Origin of the sequence: Haloterrigena gelatinilytica (genome assembly GCF_013342145.1) — an archaeon.
In the GTDB taxonomy this organism is placed as follows: Archaea; Halobacteriota; Halobacteria; order Halobacteriales; family Natrialbaceae; genus Haloterrigena; species Haloterrigena gelatinilytica.
In genome coordinates, this window is record NZ_JABUQZ010000001.1 from 3,366,344 (window position 1) to 3,385,817 (window position 19,474).

At 67.0% G+C, this 19,474-nt stretch carries 18 protein-coding genes and 1 pseudogene; 6 read left to right on the top strand and 13 right to left on the bottom strand.

Features of this window, described 5'->3' with window-relative positions:
- Positions 1–19: 19 nt before the first annotated feature.
- Positions 20–2,374 (bottom strand): heavy metal translocating P-type ATPase, encoded by a 2,355-nt coding sequence (locus HTZ84_RS16730; protein WP_174681711.1) that lies wholly within the window; start codon positions 2,372–2,374, stop codon positions 20–22.
- Between the two features lie 134 nt (positions 2,375–2,508).
- Between HTZ84_RS16730 and hisG the strand changes: the two genes are divergently transcribed.
- Positions 2,509–3,387 (top strand): ATP phosphoribosyltransferase, encoded by an 879-nt coding sequence (hisG, locus tag HTZ84_RS16735; protein WP_174681712.1) that lies wholly within the window; start codon positions 2,509–2,511, stop codon positions 3,385–3,387.
- 57 nt (positions 3,388–3,444) lie between these two features.
- Here the strand turns inward: hisG and HTZ84_RS16740 are convergent, their stop codons facing one another.
- Complete coding sequence (locus HTZ84_RS16740) at positions 3,445–3,900, bottom strand: DUF7344 domain-containing protein (RefSeq protein WP_126663936.1); 456 nt, start codon at positions 3,898–3,900, stop codon at positions 3,445–3,447.
- A gap of 365 nt (positions 3,901–4,265) precedes the next feature.
- Entirely contained in the window at positions 4,266–4,826 is a 561-nt protein-coding gene (locus tag HTZ84_RS16745) for a TATA-box-binding protein (protein WP_005554970.1), read from the bottom strand.
- A 229-nt stretch (positions 4,827–5,055) separates the two neighbouring features.
- Here HTZ84_RS16745 and HTZ84_RS16750 point away from each other — a divergent pair, with 229 nt between their 5' ends.
- Positions 5,056–6,171, top strand: coding sequence for a methyltransferase domain-containing protein (locus HTZ84_RS16750; protein WP_174681713.1), 1,116 nt, complete (start codon positions 5,056–5,058; stop codon positions 6,169–6,171).
- Between the two features lie 67 nt (positions 6,172–6,238).
- Here the strand turns inward: HTZ84_RS16750 and HTZ84_RS16755 are convergent, their stop codons facing one another.
- The 6 genes from HTZ84_RS16755 to HTZ84_RS16780 all read right to left on the bottom strand — a co-directional run bounded on the left by HTZ84_RS16755 (position 6,239) and on the right by HTZ84_RS16780 (position 11,846).
- A complete protein-coding gene (locus HTZ84_RS16755; RefSeq protein ID WP_174681714.1) occupies positions 6,239–6,385 on the bottom strand; it encodes a hypothetical protein in 147 nt (48 codons plus the stop codon).
- A 36-nt stretch (positions 6,386–6,421) separates the two neighbouring features.
- A complete protein-coding gene (locus tag HTZ84_RS16760; RefSeq protein WP_174681715.1) occupies positions 6,422–6,625 on the bottom strand; it encodes a DUF7576 family protein in 204 nt (67 codons plus the stop codon).
- Between the two features lie 31 nt (positions 6,626–6,656).
- Positions 6,657–6,965 (bottom strand): HalOD1 output domain-containing protein, encoded by a 309-nt coding sequence (locus HTZ84_RS16765; RefSeq protein WP_174681716.1) that lies wholly within the window; start codon positions 6,963–6,965, stop codon positions 6,657–6,659.
- A gap of 154 nt (positions 6,966–7,119) precedes the next feature.
- Positions 7,120–9,282, bottom strand: coding sequence for a bacterio-opsin activator domain-containing protein (locus HTZ84_RS16770; RefSeq protein ID WP_174681717.1), 2,163 nt, complete (start codon positions 9,280–9,282; stop codon positions 7,120–7,122).
- 590 nt (positions 9,283–9,872) lie between these two features.
- Positions 9,873–10,604, bottom strand: a complete 732-nt coding sequence (locus HTZ84_RS16775; RefSeq protein ID WP_174681718.1) for a hypothetical protein — start codon at positions 10,602–10,604, stop codon at positions 9,873–9,875.
- 48 nt (positions 10,605–10,652) lie between these two features.
- On the bottom strand, positions 10,653–11,846 hold the full coding sequence (locus tag HTZ84_RS16780; RefSeq protein WP_174681719.1) for an inorganic phosphate transporter: 1,194 nt from the start codon (positions 11,844–11,846) through the stop codon (positions 10,653–10,655).
- A 691-nt stretch (positions 11,847–12,537) separates the two neighbouring features.
- Between HTZ84_RS16780 and HTZ84_RS16785 the strand changes: the two genes are divergently transcribed.
- Both HTZ84_RS16785 and HTZ84_RS16790 read left to right on the top strand, forming a co-directional pair.
- On the top strand, positions 12,538–12,909 hold the full coding sequence (locus HTZ84_RS16785) for a hypothetical protein (RefSeq protein WP_174681720.1): 372 nt from the start codon (positions 12,538–12,540) through the stop codon (positions 12,907–12,909).
- 212 nt (positions 12,910–13,121) lie between these two features.
- Positions 13,122–13,689: pseudogene (locus tag HTZ84_RS16790) on the top strand (ISH3 family transposase); the annotation flags it as partial.
- A gap of 38 nt (positions 13,690–13,727) precedes the next feature.
- Here the strand turns inward: HTZ84_RS16790 and HTZ84_RS16795 are convergent.
- Positions 13,728–14,450, bottom strand: a complete 723-nt coding sequence (locus HTZ84_RS16795; protein ID WP_174681721.1) for a DUF5828 family protein — start codon at positions 14,448–14,450, stop codon at positions 13,728–13,730.
- A 71-nt stretch (positions 14,451–14,521) separates the two neighbouring features.
- Positions 14,522–15,490 carry a hypothetical protein gene (locus HTZ84_RS23130; protein WP_309138877.1) on the bottom strand — a complete coding sequence of 323 codons (969 nt, stop codon included), beginning with the start codon at positions 15,488–15,490 and terminating at the stop codon, positions 14,522–14,524.
- Positions 15,491–15,759: 269 nt separating this feature from the next.
- Here HTZ84_RS23130 and upp point away from each other — a divergent pair, with 269 nt between their 5' ends.
- The gene (gene upp / locus HTZ84_RS16805) at positions 15,760–16,437 is read left to right on the top strand and encodes a uracil phosphoribosyltransferase (protein WP_174681722.1); all 678 of its coding nucleotides are present in this window, start codon (positions 15,760–15,762) and stop codon (positions 16,435–16,437) included.
- 62 nt (positions 16,438–16,499) lie between these two features.
- Positions 16,500–16,877: a cupin domain-containing protein gene (locus HTZ84_RS16810; RefSeq protein ID WP_174681723.1), complete on the top strand. Its 378-nt coding sequence runs from the start codon at positions 16,500–16,502 to the stop codon at positions 16,875–16,877.
- A 39-nt stretch (positions 16,878–16,916) separates the two neighbouring features.
- Here the strand turns inward: HTZ84_RS16810 and HTZ84_RS16815 are convergent, their stop codons facing one another.
- Together HTZ84_RS16815 and HTZ84_RS16820 are read right to left on the bottom strand one after the other, a co-directional pair.
- Complete coding sequence (locus HTZ84_RS16815) at positions 16,917–17,117, bottom strand: YgaP family membrane protein (RefSeq protein ID WP_174681724.1); 201 nt, start codon at positions 17,115–17,117, stop codon at positions 16,917–16,919.
- Positions 17,118–17,333: 216 nt separating this feature from the next.
- Entirely contained in the window at positions 17,334–19,445 is a 2,112-nt protein-coding gene (locus HTZ84_RS16820; RefSeq protein WP_174681725.1) for a S9 family peptidase, read from the bottom strand.
- Positions 19,446–19,474: the final 29 nt, after the last annotated feature.

Below are 19,474 nucleotides of genomic sequence, written 5' to 3' on the forward strand. Positions count from 1 at the left end.
GACCGACGGCTCGGTCGACTCAGTCCGCCGGCCGGGGCTCACCCGGCGCGGCAACGCCCGGCAGGCTCGGCACCGAGAGATCGGTCCGTCGGAGGAACTGCGCGTTGATCGCGACGATCACCGTGCTCAGCGACATGAGCAAGGCGCCGACGGCCGGCGAGAGCAGGATCCCGATCGGCGCGAGGATCCCCGCCGCCAGCGGGAGCGCGAAGACGTTGTAGCCCGCGGCCCAGACGAGGTTCTGTTGCATCTTCCGGTAGCTCGCCCGACTCAGCTTGACGAGCCGAACCACGTCCATCGGGTTGTTCTTGACGAGGATGATGTCCGCCGACTGGACGGCCACGTCCGTCCCGCTCCCGATCGCGATGCCGATGTCGGCTCTGGTGAGCGCCGGCGCGTCGTTGACCCCGTCGCCGACCATCGCGACGGATTTCCCCTGCTCCTGGAGCTCCGTGATCTTCTCGTCCTTGTCCTCCGGCAACACCTCGGCGAAGACCGTGTCGATGCCGAGATCGGCTGCGACGGCGTGTGCGACGTCTTCAGAGTCGCCGGTCAGCATCGCCACCTCGAGTCCCAGTTCGTGGAGCGCGTCGACGACGCGGTCGCTCTGCTCGCGGACGACGTCGGCGAGCGCGAAGGCGGCGACCGGGCGCTCGTCGTGAAGGAGGTAGACGACCGTCTGCGCGTTCTCGCCCGCTCGATCGGCGAACCGCTCGAGCGCTGTCGGAACGTCGCCCTCGAGTTCCGAGAGGAGGTTCGGCCCGCCGACGTAGATCCGTTGGCCGTCTCGCGTCTCGTCGCCGCGAGACAGTCCGGCGGCGCGGAGCGCCGCCCCGTCGACCGTCGCGCGGACGCCCCTCCCTTTCAGCGCCTCGAAGTCGGTGGCGGTCCCCCTCGAGACGCCGCGTTCGTCTGCCGCCTCGCGGATGGCCTGTGCGATCATGTGCTCCGAGTCGCTCTCCACGGTGGCCGCCAGCGCGAGGGCCTCCTCTTCGGAAACGCCGTCGACGGTCGCGACGTCGACCACGCCCTGTTCGCCCTCGGTGAGCGTCCCGGTCTTGTCGAAGACGACGGTATCGAGGGTGCGAGCGCGCTCCATGGCGATCCGGTCCCGGACGAGCATCCCGTTGCGCGCGGCCAGCGAGGTGTTGATCGCGACCACCAGGGGAATCGCCAGCCCGAGCGCGTGCGGGCAGGCGATGACGAGAACGGTGACGACCCGCTCGATCACCGCCGAGTCGAAACCGGTCGCGATCGTCCACGCGAGCGCCGTGACGACGGCCGCGCCGAGGGCGACGTAGAACAGCCAGCCCGCGGCGCGGTCGGCCAGCGCCTGCGTTCGCGATTTGCTCCCCTGGGCCTCCTCGACCAGCCGCATGATGCCGGCCAGCGTCGTCTCCTCGCCCGTCGCGCTGATGCGCACGCGGAGGCTGCCGTCGCCGTTGACCGTCCCGCCGATCACCTCGTCGCCGGGTTCCTTCTCGACGGGCATCGACTCGCCGGTGATCATCGACTCGTTGACGTCCGACTCGCCCGTTTCGACGACGCCGTCGGCGGGGACGCTCGCGCCGGGCCGGACGAGCACGAGATCGCCCTCCTCGAGTTCGGTCGCCGGAATCTCTTCCGTTTCACCGGGCTGCGCCCGGTTGTCCACGGGACGTGGTCCCGCGCTCTCACCGTCATCCGTAAGCCGCTCGGCCGTGTCGGGCATCAGCTTCGCCAGTTCGTCCAGCGAGCTCGAGGCGCGCCGGACGCTGCGCATCTCGATCCAGTGGCCAAGCAGCATAATGTCGATCAGCGTCACGAGTTCCCAGAAGAACGCCGACTGGGTTGGAAAGACGACGCTCGCGAGGCTGTAGACGAACGCGACGGTGATCGCCATCGAGATGAGCGTCATCATCCCCGGCGCGCGCTCGCGCAGTTCCGGGACGGCCATCCGGAGGAAGGGAACGCCCCCGTAGGCGAAGACGATCACCGCGAAGACGGGGGTGATCCACTCGCTGCCGGGGAACGCCGGCACCGAGAATCCGAGCCACTCCTGGAGCATCTCGCTGTAGAGCAGGACAGGAATCGAGAGCAGGAGCGAGACGAAGAATCGGCGCCGGAACATCGTCTCGTGGCCGGCGTGCATCCCACCGCCGTGGTCGCCGTGCTCGTGAGCGCCGTGATCGTCGCCGTGGCTCCCGCGACCCGCACCGCGTTCGTCGCCGGCGCGACCGCCCTCGCGCTCCTGCCGGTCGCGGATCTCGGCTCGCCCGCGCTCGGCGTCGTCGGCCTCGTCCTCGAGCAGCGACCGTTCGGTCCGGTCGGCCCGCTCGTCGTCGTCTCGAGCGGTATCGGACGGCTCCTCTGCTCGGTGATCGTGATCGTCCATCGGTCGCTTCGGTCGGACGGTATGCGGTCGGTCACCAAGGAGGTGGGGCCGGCGACTCCCGGCCGCGGCGCCGGGAGACCGACCGTTCGCCCGGATGAAAAGACAATTCCCCGCCGGCGACCAACGGGGAGCATATGCGAATCGCCGTTCCCAACAAGGGCCGCCTGCACGAGCCGACGATCGACCTCCTCGAGCGGGCGGGGCTCCACCTCGAGAACGGTGCCGATCGGAAACTGTACGCCGACACCGTCGACCCGGACGTCTCCGTCCTCTTCGCCCGCGCGGCGGACATCCCGGAGTACGTCGCCGACGGCGCGGCCGACCTCGGGATCACGGGCTACGACCAGGTCCGGGAGGCTCGCGTCGACAACGTCGACGAACTGTTAGACCTCGAGTTCGGCCGCTGTCGACTCGTCCTCGCCGCCCCCGAAGACGGCGACATCGAGTCGGTCGCGGACCTCGAGGGCGGCATCGTCGCCACCGAGTTCCCGAACATCACGGAAGACTTCTTCGCCGAGACCGGCGTCGAGCCCGACATCGTCGAGGTCTCCGGCGCGACGGAGCTCACTCCCCACGTCGAGATGGCCGACGCCATCGTCGACATCACGAGCACGGGGACGACGCTGAAGATGAACCGGCTCGCGGTGGTCGAGGAGGTGCTCTCGAGTTCCGTCCGGCTGTTCGGTCGCGAGGACGTCCTCGACGACCCGAAGGTCGAGGAGGTCCGGACGGCGCTCTCGTCGGTCAAGCAGGCCGAGGGCAAGCGCTACCTGATGATGAACGCGCCGCGGGACCGACTGGACGAGGTCCGGGACGTCATCCCCGGGATGGGCGGGCCGACGGTGATGGACATCGCCGGCGAAGGCGGGGAGACGCAAGCGCCGGCTGACGACGAGATGGTGGCCGTCCACGCGGTCGTCGACGAACGGCGGGTCTTCGAGACGATCACCGAGGTCAAGAACGCCGGCGCGAGCGACATTCTGGTGACCGAGATTGAGCGGCTGGTCGAGTAATCGCGGCCGCGCGGCGCCCGGCTCGCGCGAAGCGACCGCGGGTCCGACTCCGCCGAGCTACGGCCCCGACGACAGCCCCGCAGTGTCCGGGCCGCCAAGGGCCTCGAGGTCGAGAACCGATTCGAACGCCGAGAGCCGCGCCCCGGGAGCGACGCAGCCGCACCCCTCGTCGTAGTCGAGCACGCGGTAGTTCTCGAGCAGCGGCAGGTGGGTCCGGCACAGCGAGACGTGGACGCGCTGGCGCAGGTCCAGCAGCGAGGTGACGGCCGTCGAGTCGTGTTCGGCGTCGGCGATCCGGGCGACCAGCGCCGGCAGCTCGAGGGAGTCGTCCGCGTCGAGCAGACAGCGCAGCAGTTCGCGGCGGCGATCGCTGTCCAGCACGCGGCGGACGGCAGCCTGCGGGATGGAGTCGTCGATCGCGACCGCAGTCCCGTCCGCGCGGTCGTCGCCGTCGTCCGCGCGCCGACGGCTGGCAGGTGACCCGGTCGTCGGCTGGTCTGTGTGGATCGTCATCGATACCGGACACTCAGCGTTGGCGAGTGGATAAACCGGGTCGGTCGTTGGGGTACCTGAGACCGAATTCAGCCCACTATGGACCGTTCAACGGAGTTCGAACGATCGAAATCCGGCAGAAGAGTGGTGAAGTGACGGCGAAACGGTTTTCGGGACAGTGGTCGACGAGAGTCGCAAAATCGATTCAATTACCGACCGAAAGCGAGCACTAATGGAAGCGAAGAGAACGGTTCACGACCGCGATGGCGTCCGTCCGCGGCGGGTCGAACCCTGTCGGTAGCGGGGTTGCGAGCGCGGCGCGGTGCGCCGCGGAAAACTACACGGCCGTTACCCGCGAGCCGGTGAGCGGGCGAAAACGGGTGGCGTTACTCGAGCAGGCCCAGGTCCTCGAGGCGGGAGACGATCTTGTCGACCGCGTGTTCGGCGTCCTTGGGCTTCTTGCCGCCGGTGATGACGAGCTTGCCGGAGCCGAACAGCAAGGCGACGACCTCGGGCTCGTCGAGGCGGTAGACCAGACCGGGGAACTGCTCGGGCTCGTACTCGATGTTCTCGAGGCCCAGCCCGATCGCGATGGCGTTCAGGTTGAGGTTCCGGCCGAGATCGGCGCTGGTGACGATGTTCTGGACGACGATCTCGGGGTCCTCGTTGACCTGGATCTGGAGTTCGCGGAGTTTGTCGAAGACGATGCGCAGGCTCTCGTGGACGTCGTCGGTGCTCTTGGCACCGGTACAGACGATCTTGCCCGACCGGAAGATCAGCGCGGCGGACTTGGGGTTCTGGGTGCGGTAGACGAGGCCGGGGAACTGCTCCGGATCGTAGTCGGCGCCCTCGAGGTCCATCGCGACGCTCTGAAGGTCGAGTTCCTGCCCGATACCGGTCGACGCCACCACGTTTTCGATATTGATGGTGTCCTTGGGATCCGTCATAAGTCGCTTAAAAAGACGTATTTAAGGTTTATAAAGGTTAGTACCGCCACCTGATATATCCGGTATATTCGACGGCACCGGAAGGCGCTTATACGCCAATTTAACCGGTGTCACTGGCTCGCAAGCGGGTTTAAGTCGGGACGAATGTACGGTCGATCGGCGTTCGAAACGCCGCGGCGACGACCGCGAAGCGGTAGGCTCATGGCCGCCGCCGCGGTGAGCTACGGGCGTGTACCTGCTCGAGCTCGGCGGCGAGGACGACGCGTTCGCGGCCCGCGAAGCGACCAGCGCCGCGACCGGCGTCCGGCGGATCGCCCCCGGTCTGGCCGTCGCGAACGCCGTCAACCCCGAGCGCGTCCGCGGACTGGCCTACACGCACCGCGCGAGCGACCTGCTCGGGCGCACCGACGCCGACCTCGAGACCGCGCGCGCCCTCCTCGAGACCGCGCCGCTCGACCGCGAGGGGAGCGTCGCGGTGCGCGCGACCGACGTCCACGGCTCGACGGGCGTCAGCACGGCGCGCGCGGAGCGCGAACTCGGCTCGATCCTGGTGAATCGGGGCTTTACCGTCGACCTCGACGACCCCGATCACGTGCTGCGCGCGGCGTTTTCCGAGGGACCGCTCGAGGGCGGCGGGGAACTCGAGGCCGACGCGGAGACCGGCGACCTGTTCGCCGACGCGGGCGCGGAGGCGGACTCGCTGGAGGAACGCGTCTCGGTCTGCGCACTCGGCTGGCTCGCGGCCGAGAGCGTCCGCGACTTCGGGGACCGCGCGCCGACGGACAAACCCTTCTTCCAGCCCGGCAGCATGGACCCGCTGCTGGCCCGGGCGGCGGCGAACATCGCCGGCGCCCGCCCCGGCGCGACGATCCTCGATCCGATGTGCGGCACCGGCGGCGGCCTCGTCGAGGCCGGTCTCGTCGGCGCGGACGTCGTGGGGACGGACGCACAGGAAAAGATGGTCCGCGGCGCGCGGGAGAACCTCGAGCACTTCCTCGAGCCCGACGAGCCGTCGCCGACCGGCGTCGGCCGCGGGGAGTGGGCCGTCGCCCGCGGAGACGGGACCCGGCTCCCGCTGGCCGACGACAGCGTCGACGGCGTCGTTTTCGACGCGCCCTACGGTCGCCAGTCGAAGATCGAGACCCACCGCCTCGAGGACCTGGTCGCCGGCGCGCTCGCTGAAGCGCGGCGGGTCGCCCCGCGGGCCGTGATGATCGCCGACCGGTCGTGGACGAGCGAGGCCCGGGACGCGGGGTGGGAACTCGAGGCCGCGTTCGAACGCCGCGTCCACCGCTCGCTGACGCGGTACGTGCTCGTCCTCGAGCGGCGGGAGCCGTCGACGTAGCGGCGAGCCTCCGGGACGCGAACGCGATCGTCTCGGACCGCGGCGGCGAGCGCCGGAGGGACGGGGGCTACTGCTCGACGTCGCAGGTGATCGTCGACGAGATCCACGCGCGGTCGTTTCGCGGATCGGCGATGACGCCGACGACGTCGCCGTCGGCCGTGTATTCGCTGTACTCGTCGCGAATTCGATCGTCCTCGGTCTCAGTGTCCGTCATCGGAGTGCGGCGTTACCCGCGGTCGTCGGTGTTCGGTCACGAGTCGTCGGTCCCCTCGCGAGGCGGACGCCACTCGTCGCGACACGCGTCGCTACAGAACCGGGCGATACGGTACGTGTCGTCCGAGTCCGTCCACCCGACCGTCGGGTGCCAGTTGCCCCGATCGAGGCTCGTTCCGCAGTTCTCACAGCGGGCGGGAGCGTCGGGTGCGGCGGCGGCCGACGGATCGTCGTCATCCATCGAACCCGCCGTGGCTGGCGTTTCGCATCGCTCAGTTCGCGCTGGCGCGCGCCGAGGCGGTTCGGTCGTCGGCCGTCTCCGCGCCCGGACTGACGACGACGGCGCCGTCGCGGATGCTGACGGTGCACCCCGCGATCACGAAGGAGACGTGCGTTCCCGCCGGCGGACGATCGCCGTTGCGCGGCCGGAAGATATCGTTGAGTGCGTCGGGATCGATCACCGTGTACAGCGGCGGCAGTTCGTCGACCGGCGTCTCCGTCGCGTCCGCGACCGCCAGCGCGACCGTGGTACACACCTCGTCGGCCCGAGAGAGTTGTCGGGTCGTCTCTGTTGCGCTCATCTGTTGCTCTACTCGGCAAAACGGAACGTTCGGGGAAAGCCGTACTAGCTCAACTGAGAGGTGCGCGCTTGAGCGAGCACTATCAGTTGAGATGTCCGCGCCAGATCGCCGCGAACGGGACCCGATCGGCGCGCTCAATCGACGGAGTCGCCGGTCAGTCCGTGTAGAGAAGCATCAGCAGCTTGCGCAAGGCCGCCCGGAGGTGGTGGTTGAACGTCGGTTGCGTGATGTCGAGCGTCGCCGCCACGTCCCGCCCGCTGCTCGCGCGCGGCGATTCGAAGTAGCCGCTGAAGAAGGCCGTGCGCAGGACCTCCGCCTGCCGATCCGTCAGTCGATCCGTCAGCGTCGTCTGGAACGCCTGTCGCGTCTGTACCGACCGCTCGCCCTCCCGACTCGCCACCAGCGACGACTCCGGGTACGTCGATCGAAAGCGCTCCGCGAACCCCCTGACGTCCGCGTCGCTGGAGAGTTCGACCGTCAGCTGACCCGTTCCGTCGTCCGCGATCAGCGTCTGCACCGACACTCCCCGCTCGAGACAGAACGAGATGACGTTCGATTCTCGCAGCGTGCACTCGAACACGCACTCGTCCTCCCGCTCCGCGACGAGCGTGAACTCCTCGATAGCGAGCGCTCGCTCGGCGAACGCCGCCACCTCGTCGACCGACGCGCCGTCGGTCGAGAAGAACACGCGGAGCCGATCGTCCATCCGCGGAACGACGCTCTCGACGGAGCACTCGCAACCGATCTCCGCGGTCAGGGCGAGAAAAACGATATCCGTGTCGCGGATCTCGAACTTGAGTTCGACGACACGGTCGCTGATCAGCGCCTTCTTGCTTTCGACCGCGTTGATGGCGTGGGCGATCGTCTCGCCGAGTTCGGTCAGCACGGCCTGCACTCGCTCGGTGAAGATCCCCGGGCGGTCCGCGTAGATCGTGAGGACGCCGTACAGCGTCTCCGCGTACACGAGGGGGATGCTGGCGATGGACCGATAGCCGCGTTTCATCGCCTCTTCGCGCCGCGATGCGGACGACAGTTCCCGGACCACGTCCCCGACGACCCGGAGTTCGCGCGTCCGCACGGCGGCCCCGACCGGACCGCCCTCGTCCGACTCCCCGTCGGTCGCGAGCGGGACGCTGTCGAGGTACCCGTCCTCGACGCCCGATCGAGCGTGCGGCGTCACCGTCCGCTCGAGTTCGTCGTGGACGCCGATCCAGGCGAAGCGAAACGAGTCGGCGGCCGCCAATCGATCGCAGACGGCCTGCTCGATTTCGGTCCGCGTCGTCGCGTGGACGACGCTCTGGACGACGTCTCGGATCATGGCGTTGATCCGATTGAGTTGCTCGAGGGACTCGGTCTGCCTCTCGAGTTCGGCCTCCCGCTCCTGCAGCCGCTGCTCGCGGCTGAGCCGCTCGAGCGCCGCCTCCGTGTTCGTCGCCAGGATCGTCGCGTAGTCCACAGCGGTGGACGGGATCGTCGATTCGGTCGGCGAGCCGACGAGGAACACGCCGTGGGTCCCGAGCGGAAACGCGAGCCGGCTCCGCAGCGGGGAGTCGGCGTCCGGGAGGGACGCGTCGGGATCGTCGGCCGCGGCGACGTCGGCCCGTTTCGTGGCGAAGACGCGCTCGACGACCGCCGCACAGGGCGTCGACAGCCGGGACGAGACGCCGGTCGCACCCGACGGTTCCTCGGCGAGCAGCACTTCCTCCGCTCGATCGGTGGCGGCCCGAGGCCGCAACTCGCCGCGGTCGTCGTAGAGACAGACCACGGCGACGGGGAACTCGAGGGACTCCGCCGCCGCGGTGACCGCTCGGTCCGCGATATCGTCGAAGGCGGTCATCGACATCAGTTCCCGCGAGACCGTCGACAGCGCGGTCAACTGCGTTTCGCGCTGGTGCCGTTCGAGCGCGTGGCGAAGCGAACGGGTCAGCAGTGCGCTGGTGATCTCGTCTTTGACGAGATACGCCTGTGCGCCCTGCTGGACGGCGCGGACGCCGACCCGCTCGTCGGAGAGGCCCGTCAGCACCACGATCGGGACGGTCGCCGAGTGCTCGAGGACGCTCGTGAGCGTATCCAGGCCCGAACTGTCCGGGAGCCCTAGATCGAGCAACACGATATCGATCGACGACGACGACAACCGGTCGAGCCCCGCCTCGAGGCGATCGGCGCGGAGGAGAGTCACCTCCCGGCTCTCCCGGCCGACGTCCGCCTCGCCGACCGACGATAGCGGAACGGTCGTCTCCCGGAGCATCTCTTCGATCAGGCGGGCATCGCCCGGATTGTCCTCGACGAGGAGGATACGGAAATCGTCGTCTGCCATCATGTATTCATAGCGTTATTTATCAGATAGGTGTGGACGTGCACCAACTGTTCCCCCTCATACATTTTCGTTCCAACTATTCTACTTCCAATCTTCTCGGCGGTGAATACAGGATGATGGCACGGGGATAAATAAATCCACAGGGGCGTACAACCGGTTAGTGAGCCTTCGACGGCTCCACGGGAGACTCTTATCAGACTACTGCTACTTTATCTGATCCGTCACTGGCGGTCTAGTGTATGCGAACGAACAAAACGGAGCGGTTCGCTCGCTCGACTTCCCCCTCCCGTTCGAGTCGCTCACGACGCCGAGGGAGTCCCGGCCGGGACCCCACTCGTCCCGCGCGAAGAACGTGAAGTGGTCGTCCCGTGGGAACGAATCGAGCCGGCGGCTAGCCGTGCTCAACGAGGTCGTCGCGGTAGTTGCGGACGCCTCGGTAGGGGACGAGTTCGTCGAGCATCCCGGCCCACGTGAGCAGCGGCACGCGCCGGAGGTTGTCCGATCGTGGTAAATGCGTCAAAGCGGACGACGGTATCGGTCACCGACCGGCTCGGGCCGGCGGAGCGGGTCCGGGACGCGGGGGAACGGACTCACGCACCGGTCGTCTCGACCAGCGACTCCACTTTCCGGGCGACCTCGGGGGGCATGACGATCCGGCGCGGGCCGGGAACGTACTGGCCGTCGGGCTGGGCGTACTCGAGGGACACGATCGCCGCGTCGCCGAGCCGCCGAGTCGAGGCGTCCCGAATGACCGCGAGGTCGATCGCCTGGTCGGGATCGTAGAGGTAGATCGTCCCCTCCTCGGGGTCGAGCGCGCCGACCGACCGCAGGAACGAGGCGAGCACGAGCGCGACGAGGGCCAGCGGGACCAGCAGCGCGGCCAGCCCGGTGAACGGGCCGGCGCCGACGGCCAGCAGTTCCCGCTGGGAGACGACCCGGCCGACGGCCATCAGCGATCCCATGACCGCCAGCATCGCGATCGTTCCGAGAGCGGCGTCCACCAGCCGCTCGAGGCCCGGTCCGGACGGCGCGTCGACGGGGAGCGGTCCGGTGAGGGTCGCGAGGTGTCGTTCGGTGTCGCCGACGGTGGCGACGGCGAGCACCGTCACGACGAGCGCGGCGAACAGCGCGACGATGAGAGAGCCGGCGTCAGCCTGCCGGGCGAGGTCGTACAGCCGCCAGAAGACGATGATGGAAGCGGTCGCGAAGAACGTTCCGACGCCGAGCGACCACAGGAGTCGAACGGTGCGAGACGTCGAGGCGTCGCGTCGCCACTGGATCGTCTCGGCGTCGCTCGAGTCCGCGGACACGTCCTCGTCCATACGCTCACTCGCGACCGGTCGTGTAAAGCCTGTTCGATGTCGACCGACTCAGCCGAGAACGGCGGCGACCGCGACGAAACCGGCGTAGGAGATGATAACCGAGCCGGCCAGCGAGCCGATCCACGCGAGGACTGTGTACCCCATCTTCCGGGCGCTGACGCCGCCGCCGGCGCCCGCGGCGGCGTAGCCGCTCCCGATGATCGCGCTGACGATGATCTCGTTGAACGAGACGGGAATGCCGAACAGCACCGCGCTCTGGGCGATCATAAACGAGGGGATGAGCGCGGCGATCGATCGGCGCGGCCCCAGCGAGGAGTAGTCCTGCGAGATCGCCTTGATCATCCGCGGCGCGCCGGTCCACGAACCCAACAGGAGTCCGAACCCGCCGCCGACGAGCAGGGCGATCAGGGGGATCTCGAGGTCACCCGACAGCGGGATCAGCGGCCCGACCGCCAGCCCGACCTGACTGCCGCCCGCCGAGAACGCCACCAGTCCGCCCAACACGAGCAGGAAGTGGCGCTCGCCGCTCTCGAGGCCGTTCCGGAGGTCGAAGCCGACGGCCCCCGCCCAGAGGACCGCGATGGCGGCCGTCATCCCGACGGTGCCGGCGATTTCGGGGCCGGGGATCCAGCGACTCGAGGCCTGAGCGATCGACGCCCCGCCGGCCCCCGCCGAGCCGAGGATCGCGAACTCGATGTTGGCGACGAGGACGCCGACGAAGGCGGCCAGGAGCATGATGAGATACCGCTCGGCGATCAGTTCGGCCCGGAGCAGGCGGGCGATCGTGTACGCGAGACCACCGCCGACGAACGGCGTCAGGATCCAGAGTGTGGCGATCTCGGTGTACTTCGCCCACGCCGGATCGCCGCCCATCGCCAGCCCGACGCCGATGACCGCCCCCGTCACGGTGAAGGCGGTCGCGATGGGATACCCCGCGAAGACGCCGATCGCGACCAGCCCGGCCGCGATCGACAGCCCGATCGTCGCCGCCATCGGCGACAGCGTCACGCCGCGGATCAGTTCGGCGCCGACCGCCTCGGAGACGTTCGCGCCCTGTAACACCGCGCCGGCGAAGCCGAGAAGGCCGACGAGAAACCCCGCTCGCATCACCGAGATCGCGTTCGCGCCGACCGCCGGGGCGAAGGGCGTCGAGCCGCTCGAGCCGGCACCGATCGCCCAGGCCATAAAGAGGCTGGCCAGTGCGGCCACCAGAAACGTCGCGATCGTCACGAGCTCGACCATCTATCCCGGCATACCAGCTAGCCCTACAAGTGTGTGCCGACCTCGGAGCGCCAGTCGACGGCGTCGACGCCGTCTCAACACAGGATGAGGCCGTCATAGAACTACTCGCATGGGGTTGCGGCACTGTCTATATAACGGAAACCGCAAGATAGGACGATGACGAAGTGACGGTATCGGTCGTGAAACCACCAGCTATGATCTGACACAACGAAACCCGGTTCCACGAGCGGCGAACATTCGACTGCTTCAGCAAACGTCTCAGAAGAAGTGATAACCCCAGATTGTACGGTCTTTTCTGCGACAGGTTCTGAAACACCGTTCTACAGTAGAAGCGCTTAACTAGACAGTGCCAAATAATAAATCTTATCCGATATATTTTGGCAGCCGGAACACGGATATCCCTGTCGAAAATAGCGATGAGAACTCCCGGTAATGTTGTCAACACGAGGAGTAATTCTTTTATATAACCAGTGAAAATGAATCTAGATCAACAAACAGAGCTATCAGTCGCTCTAATCTCAGAGTTCATTCGAAACTATTTACCGAATTTAAATGGATCTCTGGTGACAGTAATAACCGGGCAACACGCCACAAGGGGGGAAATTGCAGTTTCCTCGTGATGAGCAACAGCACCGTCATACGAGGGATGTTCCCTACTGTGGCCTATGTTGCCTGACACGGTGACTGAACAATGAAACGTGCACTTTCAATTGTACTGGCAGTAGTAGTGATAGGTAGCGTGCTGTTTGCAGGCGGCGTGGTTGCGCACGACTACGACGACAAACACGACAAAAAGCACGACAAAAAGCACGACGACAAACACGACAAAAAGCACGACAAAAAGCACGACGACAAACACGACAAAAAGCACGACAAAAAGCACGACGACAAACACGACGACAAACACGACAAAAAGCACGAAATCGACTTCGGGGACGACTTCCCCTTCAACCACAAAGACGACAAGATCGATTTCCCCTTTGACCACAAAGACGACGACCACAAAGACGGCGGTCCTACCCCTTGTGAACTAGATCCTGCCTGTGATCCTGTCCCTAATTGACTGACTCACCCATTCACACTATTTTTGATGCGATCGTTGCAACTCATCAAATAAATAACGGCAATATCTGATCAGAACCTGGAGAGTGTGCGTTCGAACACTACGAGAATGCGGACACAGATCACAGGATGAGAGTCGTTGATCGGTACTGCCGACTGATGCAAAATCAGTCGATCACATCGGACTAGAACGAGTATCTGCTTGGAGAAGGTGTGGAATCAACCCGAGCAGACAACGAGCTAAAAGAAGAGCACCTGCTTAATTTTGTCGTCAACAGTCTCGATAGGGAACTTTCGCTGGAGCTCGGGGAGAACGAGGAGGTCACGACAGAGGGCCTCGATCAATCACGTCTGCGAGAAAACTAACGACTCGCCCCACGCCAATACCATCCGTGGATATCTTACCGATCAGTTCGATCTTGATACCGTTGGAGCGGCCGGGAACACGCTTCTTCAACGGGATGTCCTTGAGACGCCTCCAGATCGACCGGCGGAGGTCGTCGCCGACCTCCACCTCGATCCCTCCTACGGTGACGAGGACGAGACGGAGTCACTGTACTTCTCGCAGGCGAAACGAGGAACCACCGCCTTTCACGCCTACTTCACGCTCTACGCGCGGGTGCGTAACAAGCGATACACGCTAGCAGTTCTCCAGTTGGTCGTTGGCGAAGCCACCAGCGATGCTCTTGGTAAGTTCTTCGAACTCCTTGACGGCCTTGACGCGCAGGTCAAGGCCGTCTACCTTGACCGCGGATTCTACAACAGCACCTGCCTCGAACTCGCTCGTGTTCGCCGTTCGCGGTTGGACCGGATTCGTGCTCAGTTCGTCGTCGACCGCGAGTCGTCGTCCGGCTCCGGTGGTGGCTCGGCCCCTTCGATGGCCTCGGCCGCGTCGGTGTCCTTCTCGACGCCGACGTGCCAGCGGTCGATCTCGTCCTCGTACTCCGCGAGCAGGTCCGAGACGTCGTCCTTGAGGACGTCGTCGTTGACGTTGACCTCGAAGACGAACTGCTCGCCGTTGTCGCCGTTGCGGGTCGACTGCTGGATGTTTGCGCTGATCAGTTCGTTGTCGAAGTAGTACGGCGCCAGCTGGGTCATCACGTTCTGGTAAACCGTGTCCTCGACGCGACGGAGCGCCTTGCGGCTCGCCGAGTCGGCCGCGCGCGCGACGTAATCGATCGACTCCCGCCAGTTCCCGACCGCGCCCTCGGCGTCGTCGTCCTCGAGTCGCTCGTAGGACTCGGAGAGCTTCTCGCCGGCGGTTTTGATGTCCTCGTCGGGTTCTTTACCGGCCTTCTCGCCCTTCCCTTCCTCGACGCTGGCCTGGTCGGCCGTCTTCTCGCTGACATCGGTATCGAGGGTTTCGTGGGCCTTGGGCCGCCACTCCTCCCACTCCTCGAAGGCGTCGACGAAGCGGGTGTCGTCGGCTCCGTCGGGATCGTGGACGCCGGCGTCCCGGAGCGCGCGGGTGATGCGCTCGCCGTGTTCGACGACGTCGCCCCAGTCACCGCGAACCTTGAAGCCCGAGATACTCTCTTCCATTCGGTTGCCACGGTCCTAGGGGACGGATCGCTATAAACTTCGTTACTGCGCAAGACTGGCCGCCGCCGCGATCAGTATCGCTGTCCGGTCACCTCGGAGCCGCCCCTCGGCTGACCGCTCATTCCCTGCCCGTACTCTCCCTGTTCGGCCATCCCTCGCATCCCTCGAGACCCGGTCGATCCGGCGCCGGTTCCGGTCCCCTGACGACCCTGAGAGCCCCCGCCGACCCGCCGGAGGAGGCTCTCGCAGGAGTTCATCGTTCGCTCGATCGTCGCTACCGTCTCGAGGACGTGCGGGTGGCGATCCCGGAACTGCCGAAGCGTCGGGAGCCCCTCGTCGGCGACCCGCAGGAACGCGGTCGCGATCTCCGGGCCGAACATCGAGTCGCGGGCGATCAGCATCTCGTTGAGCGCCGCGATCTCGGCGAGATCCTGGCAGATTCGGGCGCAGCGTCCGAGCTCCGGTCCGCCGCTCGCACACCGCGTGGCACACCAGGCGGCGACGTGGGAAAGCTCGCTGAAGTCCTCGAGGGCGATCCACAGCTCGTCGGTCATGTGGTCCTCGAAGAAGGGGGCCTGCGTAGTCTGCCCACCGCCCCGCTGCTGCATCCCCCGCGTCGGCGAAGCCTGCGGTGTCCCTCGCGTCTCGGTTCGGCGGGTACCCTGCGTTCCGGTTTGGTGGGGTCCCTGCCTCCCCATCCGGTGGGAGTTCGTCCGCTGGCCGTCCCGGTGGCCGCTCATTCGCTGCCCGCCTCGCTGACGGCCGCGCATCGGTTCGCTCCCCCGGTCGGCTATCGGCCGACCGGCCTGCTGTCGGGGGTCCTCCTGCTGGTCGGTCGTTGACCGGCTGGTACTCGGCCCCCGGTCACGTGTCATGCTCGTCTCCCGGCCGCCCGTCTCGGACTGTTCGGACGAGCCGCCGAACTGCGGCTGGGCGTCCATTCCGGTGCCCGTTCGCGTCCCCGGTCCCCTCGCCTCGGGTCGCTGGCCGTACTGTTCGCCGGTTCGGTCGTGCTGCCGCTGATCCGAGTGATGAGTCATGAATAGTGCACCTCGAGTGTGCCGGCGGCTACGCCGATCCCTCGATTAAACCGGCTCTACCGTTTCGTCCGTTTACGTCAGAAAACGTCCGGCTTTCGCGGTCCCAGCAGCCGATAACGACCGAAACCGCACGGGTGTGCCCGAGTAATCGCGGATTGAAACCCGTCGTCAGACGGCGGGTTGCGGGATGGCAGCCGGAACCACGGGAGATTCCGCCTCGGCCGCGGCTGATCGACAACGTGAACTACCCGGCGACAGGCTGTACGGGTATGACGATCGAAGACCGGGAAAACGCCTATCTCGTCACGCACGCACTGGCGAAGGACACGCTCTCGCGGCTCCGCGACGTCGAAACCGAGCAGGTCAGCTTCCGGAAGGGCCTCGTGAAGCTCGGCCGGATCTGCGGCTACGAGATCATCGACGGCCGGATGGAAACGGAGTACGTCGAGATCGAGACGCCCCTCGAGCAGACCATGGGCGAGCGCGTCCGCGGGCTGGACGACGTCGTGATCATCAACGTCCTGCGCGCGGCGACGCCGTTCGTCGAGGGGCTGTTGAAGGCCTTCCCCCGCGCTCGGCAGGGCGTCATCAGCGCGAGCCGCGACGAGGAGGCCGGCCGCGCCGAGGACGGCTCGTTCCCCATCTCCGTCGACTACGTGAAACTCCCCGAGATCACCGAGGAGGACACCGTGATCATCGCCGACCCGATGCTCGCGACCGGGTCCACGATGTGTACCGTCCTCGATCACGTGATCGAGAACTCGCCGGAGCCCGAGAACCTGATCGTCCTCTCGGCGGTCTCCGCGCCGGAGGGGCTGCTCCGCGTCGGCGACGAGTTCCCCGAGGCCGACCTGCTGACGGTCTCGATCGACGACCGCCTCGACGACGACGGCTTCATCGTGCCCGGGCTGGGCGACGCGGGCGACCGGGCGTTCCGCACCACGTAACCGTCCGTCGCCGACCCGCCGGCCGCCGTCGACTTTTTGTGAGCGAGCCGTAATCGCTCCGTATGGAGTACTCCGTTATCGATCCGGACGACGGGGAGCCCGTCGAGGGTCGCCCCTGCGATCTGCGCCGGCTGAGCGACGCGGCCGACCTCGAGAACGTCGCGATCAACCGCTTCCGCGCGGAGCCGGGCGAACAGCTGCCGCTGGCCTACCACTACCACGAACAACAGGAGGAGGCGTTCGTCGTGCTCTCGGGGACGCTTCACGTCGAGACGCCCGAAGGCGAACTCGAGGTACCGGAGGGATCGATGTTCGCGGCCCCGCCCGAAGCGCCCCACCGAGCGTACAACCCCGAGGACGCCGAGGGGTCGGTCGACGTGATCGCGATCGGCGCGCCGCCGGTCAGCGACGACGCAGTCCCCTACGAGCCCGACGAGTAGCGATTCGGCCGCGAACCGGGGCGCTCGAGTGCCTGCTCCCTACTCGGCCGAACAGGTGTCGATCCCGAGGACGGCGTTGACCGGACACCGCCGAATAATTGCGGTCGCGACGATATCGCTGCCGGCGACGAACGCGAGCGTGCCGGCCGTTCGATCCCGGTTTCGGTAGCCGATCACCAGCAGCGCCGCGCCGAGGACGATCCGCAGCGCGCGGTCGAAGCCGCCGACGTTTCTCTCCATACGCGGACGAACGGGCGGGACGCTCGTAGGGATTTCCTTGCACCGACTGGCGATCGGAATGCTGGGGTCTGTACACCGGCGTCGTCGATCGCGAATCGAACCCCTTCGTTTCCGGTCGAACCCACTCGAACGGCCGTTTTCGGGCAGTTCGACGGTCGCGGGTCCAGACGAAACGCTGCTCCGACCGCCGGGAGTCGCGTCCCGACGCCGCGAGGCTCACTCTTCGTTCTCGTCGTCTTCGCTCCCGCTGGAGAGCCCGGCGTCGCGCTCGCGCTCGAGCGCCGGTGGTGACTCGTGAGACGCGGAGTAGCCGTCGAACCAGCGGGCGATGCGCTCGAGTCGGTCGACGACGTGAGCGGGTTCGCCCGACCGGGAGAGTTCGTGGCCCTCGCGGGGATACCTGACCAGCCGCGTGTCGACCCCGTGTTTCTGCAGCCCGCGGACGAACAGTTCGGCCGTGTTGGCGGGCGTCCGGTAGTCACGGTCGGCGTGGAGCACGAGCGTCGGCGCGTCGACGTCGGCGACGTGGGCGGCGGGGGACTGGTTCCACAGGAAGTCGGGGTCGTCCCAGGGCGTCGTCCCGAAATCGTCCTCGACGAGTTTGAACGCGTCGCTCGAGCCGTAGAACCCGGCGAGATCGTAGACGCCCCGCTGGGAGACCGCGGCCTCGAAGCGGTCGCTCCGGGCGACCGCCCAGGCCGTCATGAATCCGCCGAAGCTGCCGCCGGTGACGAAGACCTCGTCGTCGTCGACGAACTCGCGCTCGCAGACCGTCTCGACGCCGGCGAGCACGTCCGCGAGCGTCACCTCGCCCCAGTCGCCTTCGATGGCCGTCGCGCGGTCCTCGCCGTACCCCGTCGACCCGCGCGGGTTGCACCAGAAGACGACGTACCCTCGCGCCGCGAGCGTCTGAAACTCGTGCCACATCGTCCCCGCGGTCGTCCAGTGGGCGTGGGGACCCCCGTGAATCTCGACGACGAGGGGGTAGCGCTCGCCCGGCGACGCGTCGGCGTCGAACTCGGGTGGCGTGAGGAGCCAGCCCTGAATCTCCGTTCCATCGTCGTTTTCGAACCAGACCTCCTCGGGGCGCCGAACGGGCCGGTCGGCGAGGTAGCCGTCGTTCACGCGAGTCAGCCGGTGGGCCTCGTTGCCGCCGCGGGTCGTCACGAAGACGTCGCCGGGGTGGTCCCACTCGCTGTAGACGTAGGCGACGGCGTTCTCGCCGACCGAGAAATCCGCGATCGCGACGCCGTCGCCGTAGACTCGCGCCGGTTCCTCGCTCGCGTCGCCGGGCACCGACCAGCAGACGCGCGAACCCTCGTCGGGCGTCGTGACGTACAGCGTCTCGCCGTCGGGTGCCCACTCGAAGCCACAGCGGTGGCCGACGGTTCGATCGAGGGGCTCCGTCGGCGTCCGCTCCTCGCCGGTCCCGCGGTCGTGCACGCGGATCTCGGTCTGGCGCATCGATGTCCGGTCCTCCGGCGTGAACTCGAAGGCGACGCGACCGTCCGCGGTGGCGTCGATCGACCCGGACTCGAGCCAGCCCGACGTTTGCGCGAACGCCTCGACCTCGCCGGAGTCCGTCCGGTGTTCGTACAGATCGTAGGTCAGCGTGTCGTCGGGATCCTCGCCGGCCGCGGCGGCCTTGGCCGCGTAGTAGACCGTCTCGTCGTCGCCCCACGTCGGAGAGACGTAGTCGACGACCGCGTCGGCCGGCCCGTCGTCGTCGGTGAGGCGGGTGATCGCCGTTCCGTCCGGATCGTCCTCCGGAGCCCTCGAGAGCGCGGCCTCGACCGCGAGGACGTAGACGTGGCGCCGCCGGCCGTCGAAGTACTCGGTTCCCGCCCGGTAGATCGTGCGGTCGATCACCCGCGGATCGGGGGCCTCGCGCTCGTAGTCGGAATCGACCGCGCGGTCCCGATCGGCCTCTCGATCCTCGGGCGTGACGCGCTGGGAGAAGCACAGTCGGGAACCGTCCGGACTCCACTCGAGGTCGTCGATCCCGCCGACGACCGACGTGAGCCGGCGCGCTTCGCCGCCGTCGGTCGGAACGAGCCAGACCTGCTCGCGGTCGCCCTCGCCGCGAGTGCTGGCGAAGGCGAGTCGATCGCCGTCGGGGCTCCAGCGGGGCTGGGAGTCGACGCCGTCGCCCGCGGTGAACTGCGCGGCCTCGTCGCCGCCGACGGGGACGGTGTAGATCGACGCCGCGTACGACTCGTCGTCGGCGGGCGTCCGGCGGACGAACGCCACCCGCTCGTCGTCCGGCGAGAGCCGCGGCTCCTCGACCTGGGCGATCTCGTGGTAGTCGACCGCCTCGATCCCGTTCATACTCGAGGTCGTACCCGCCGGCCCATATA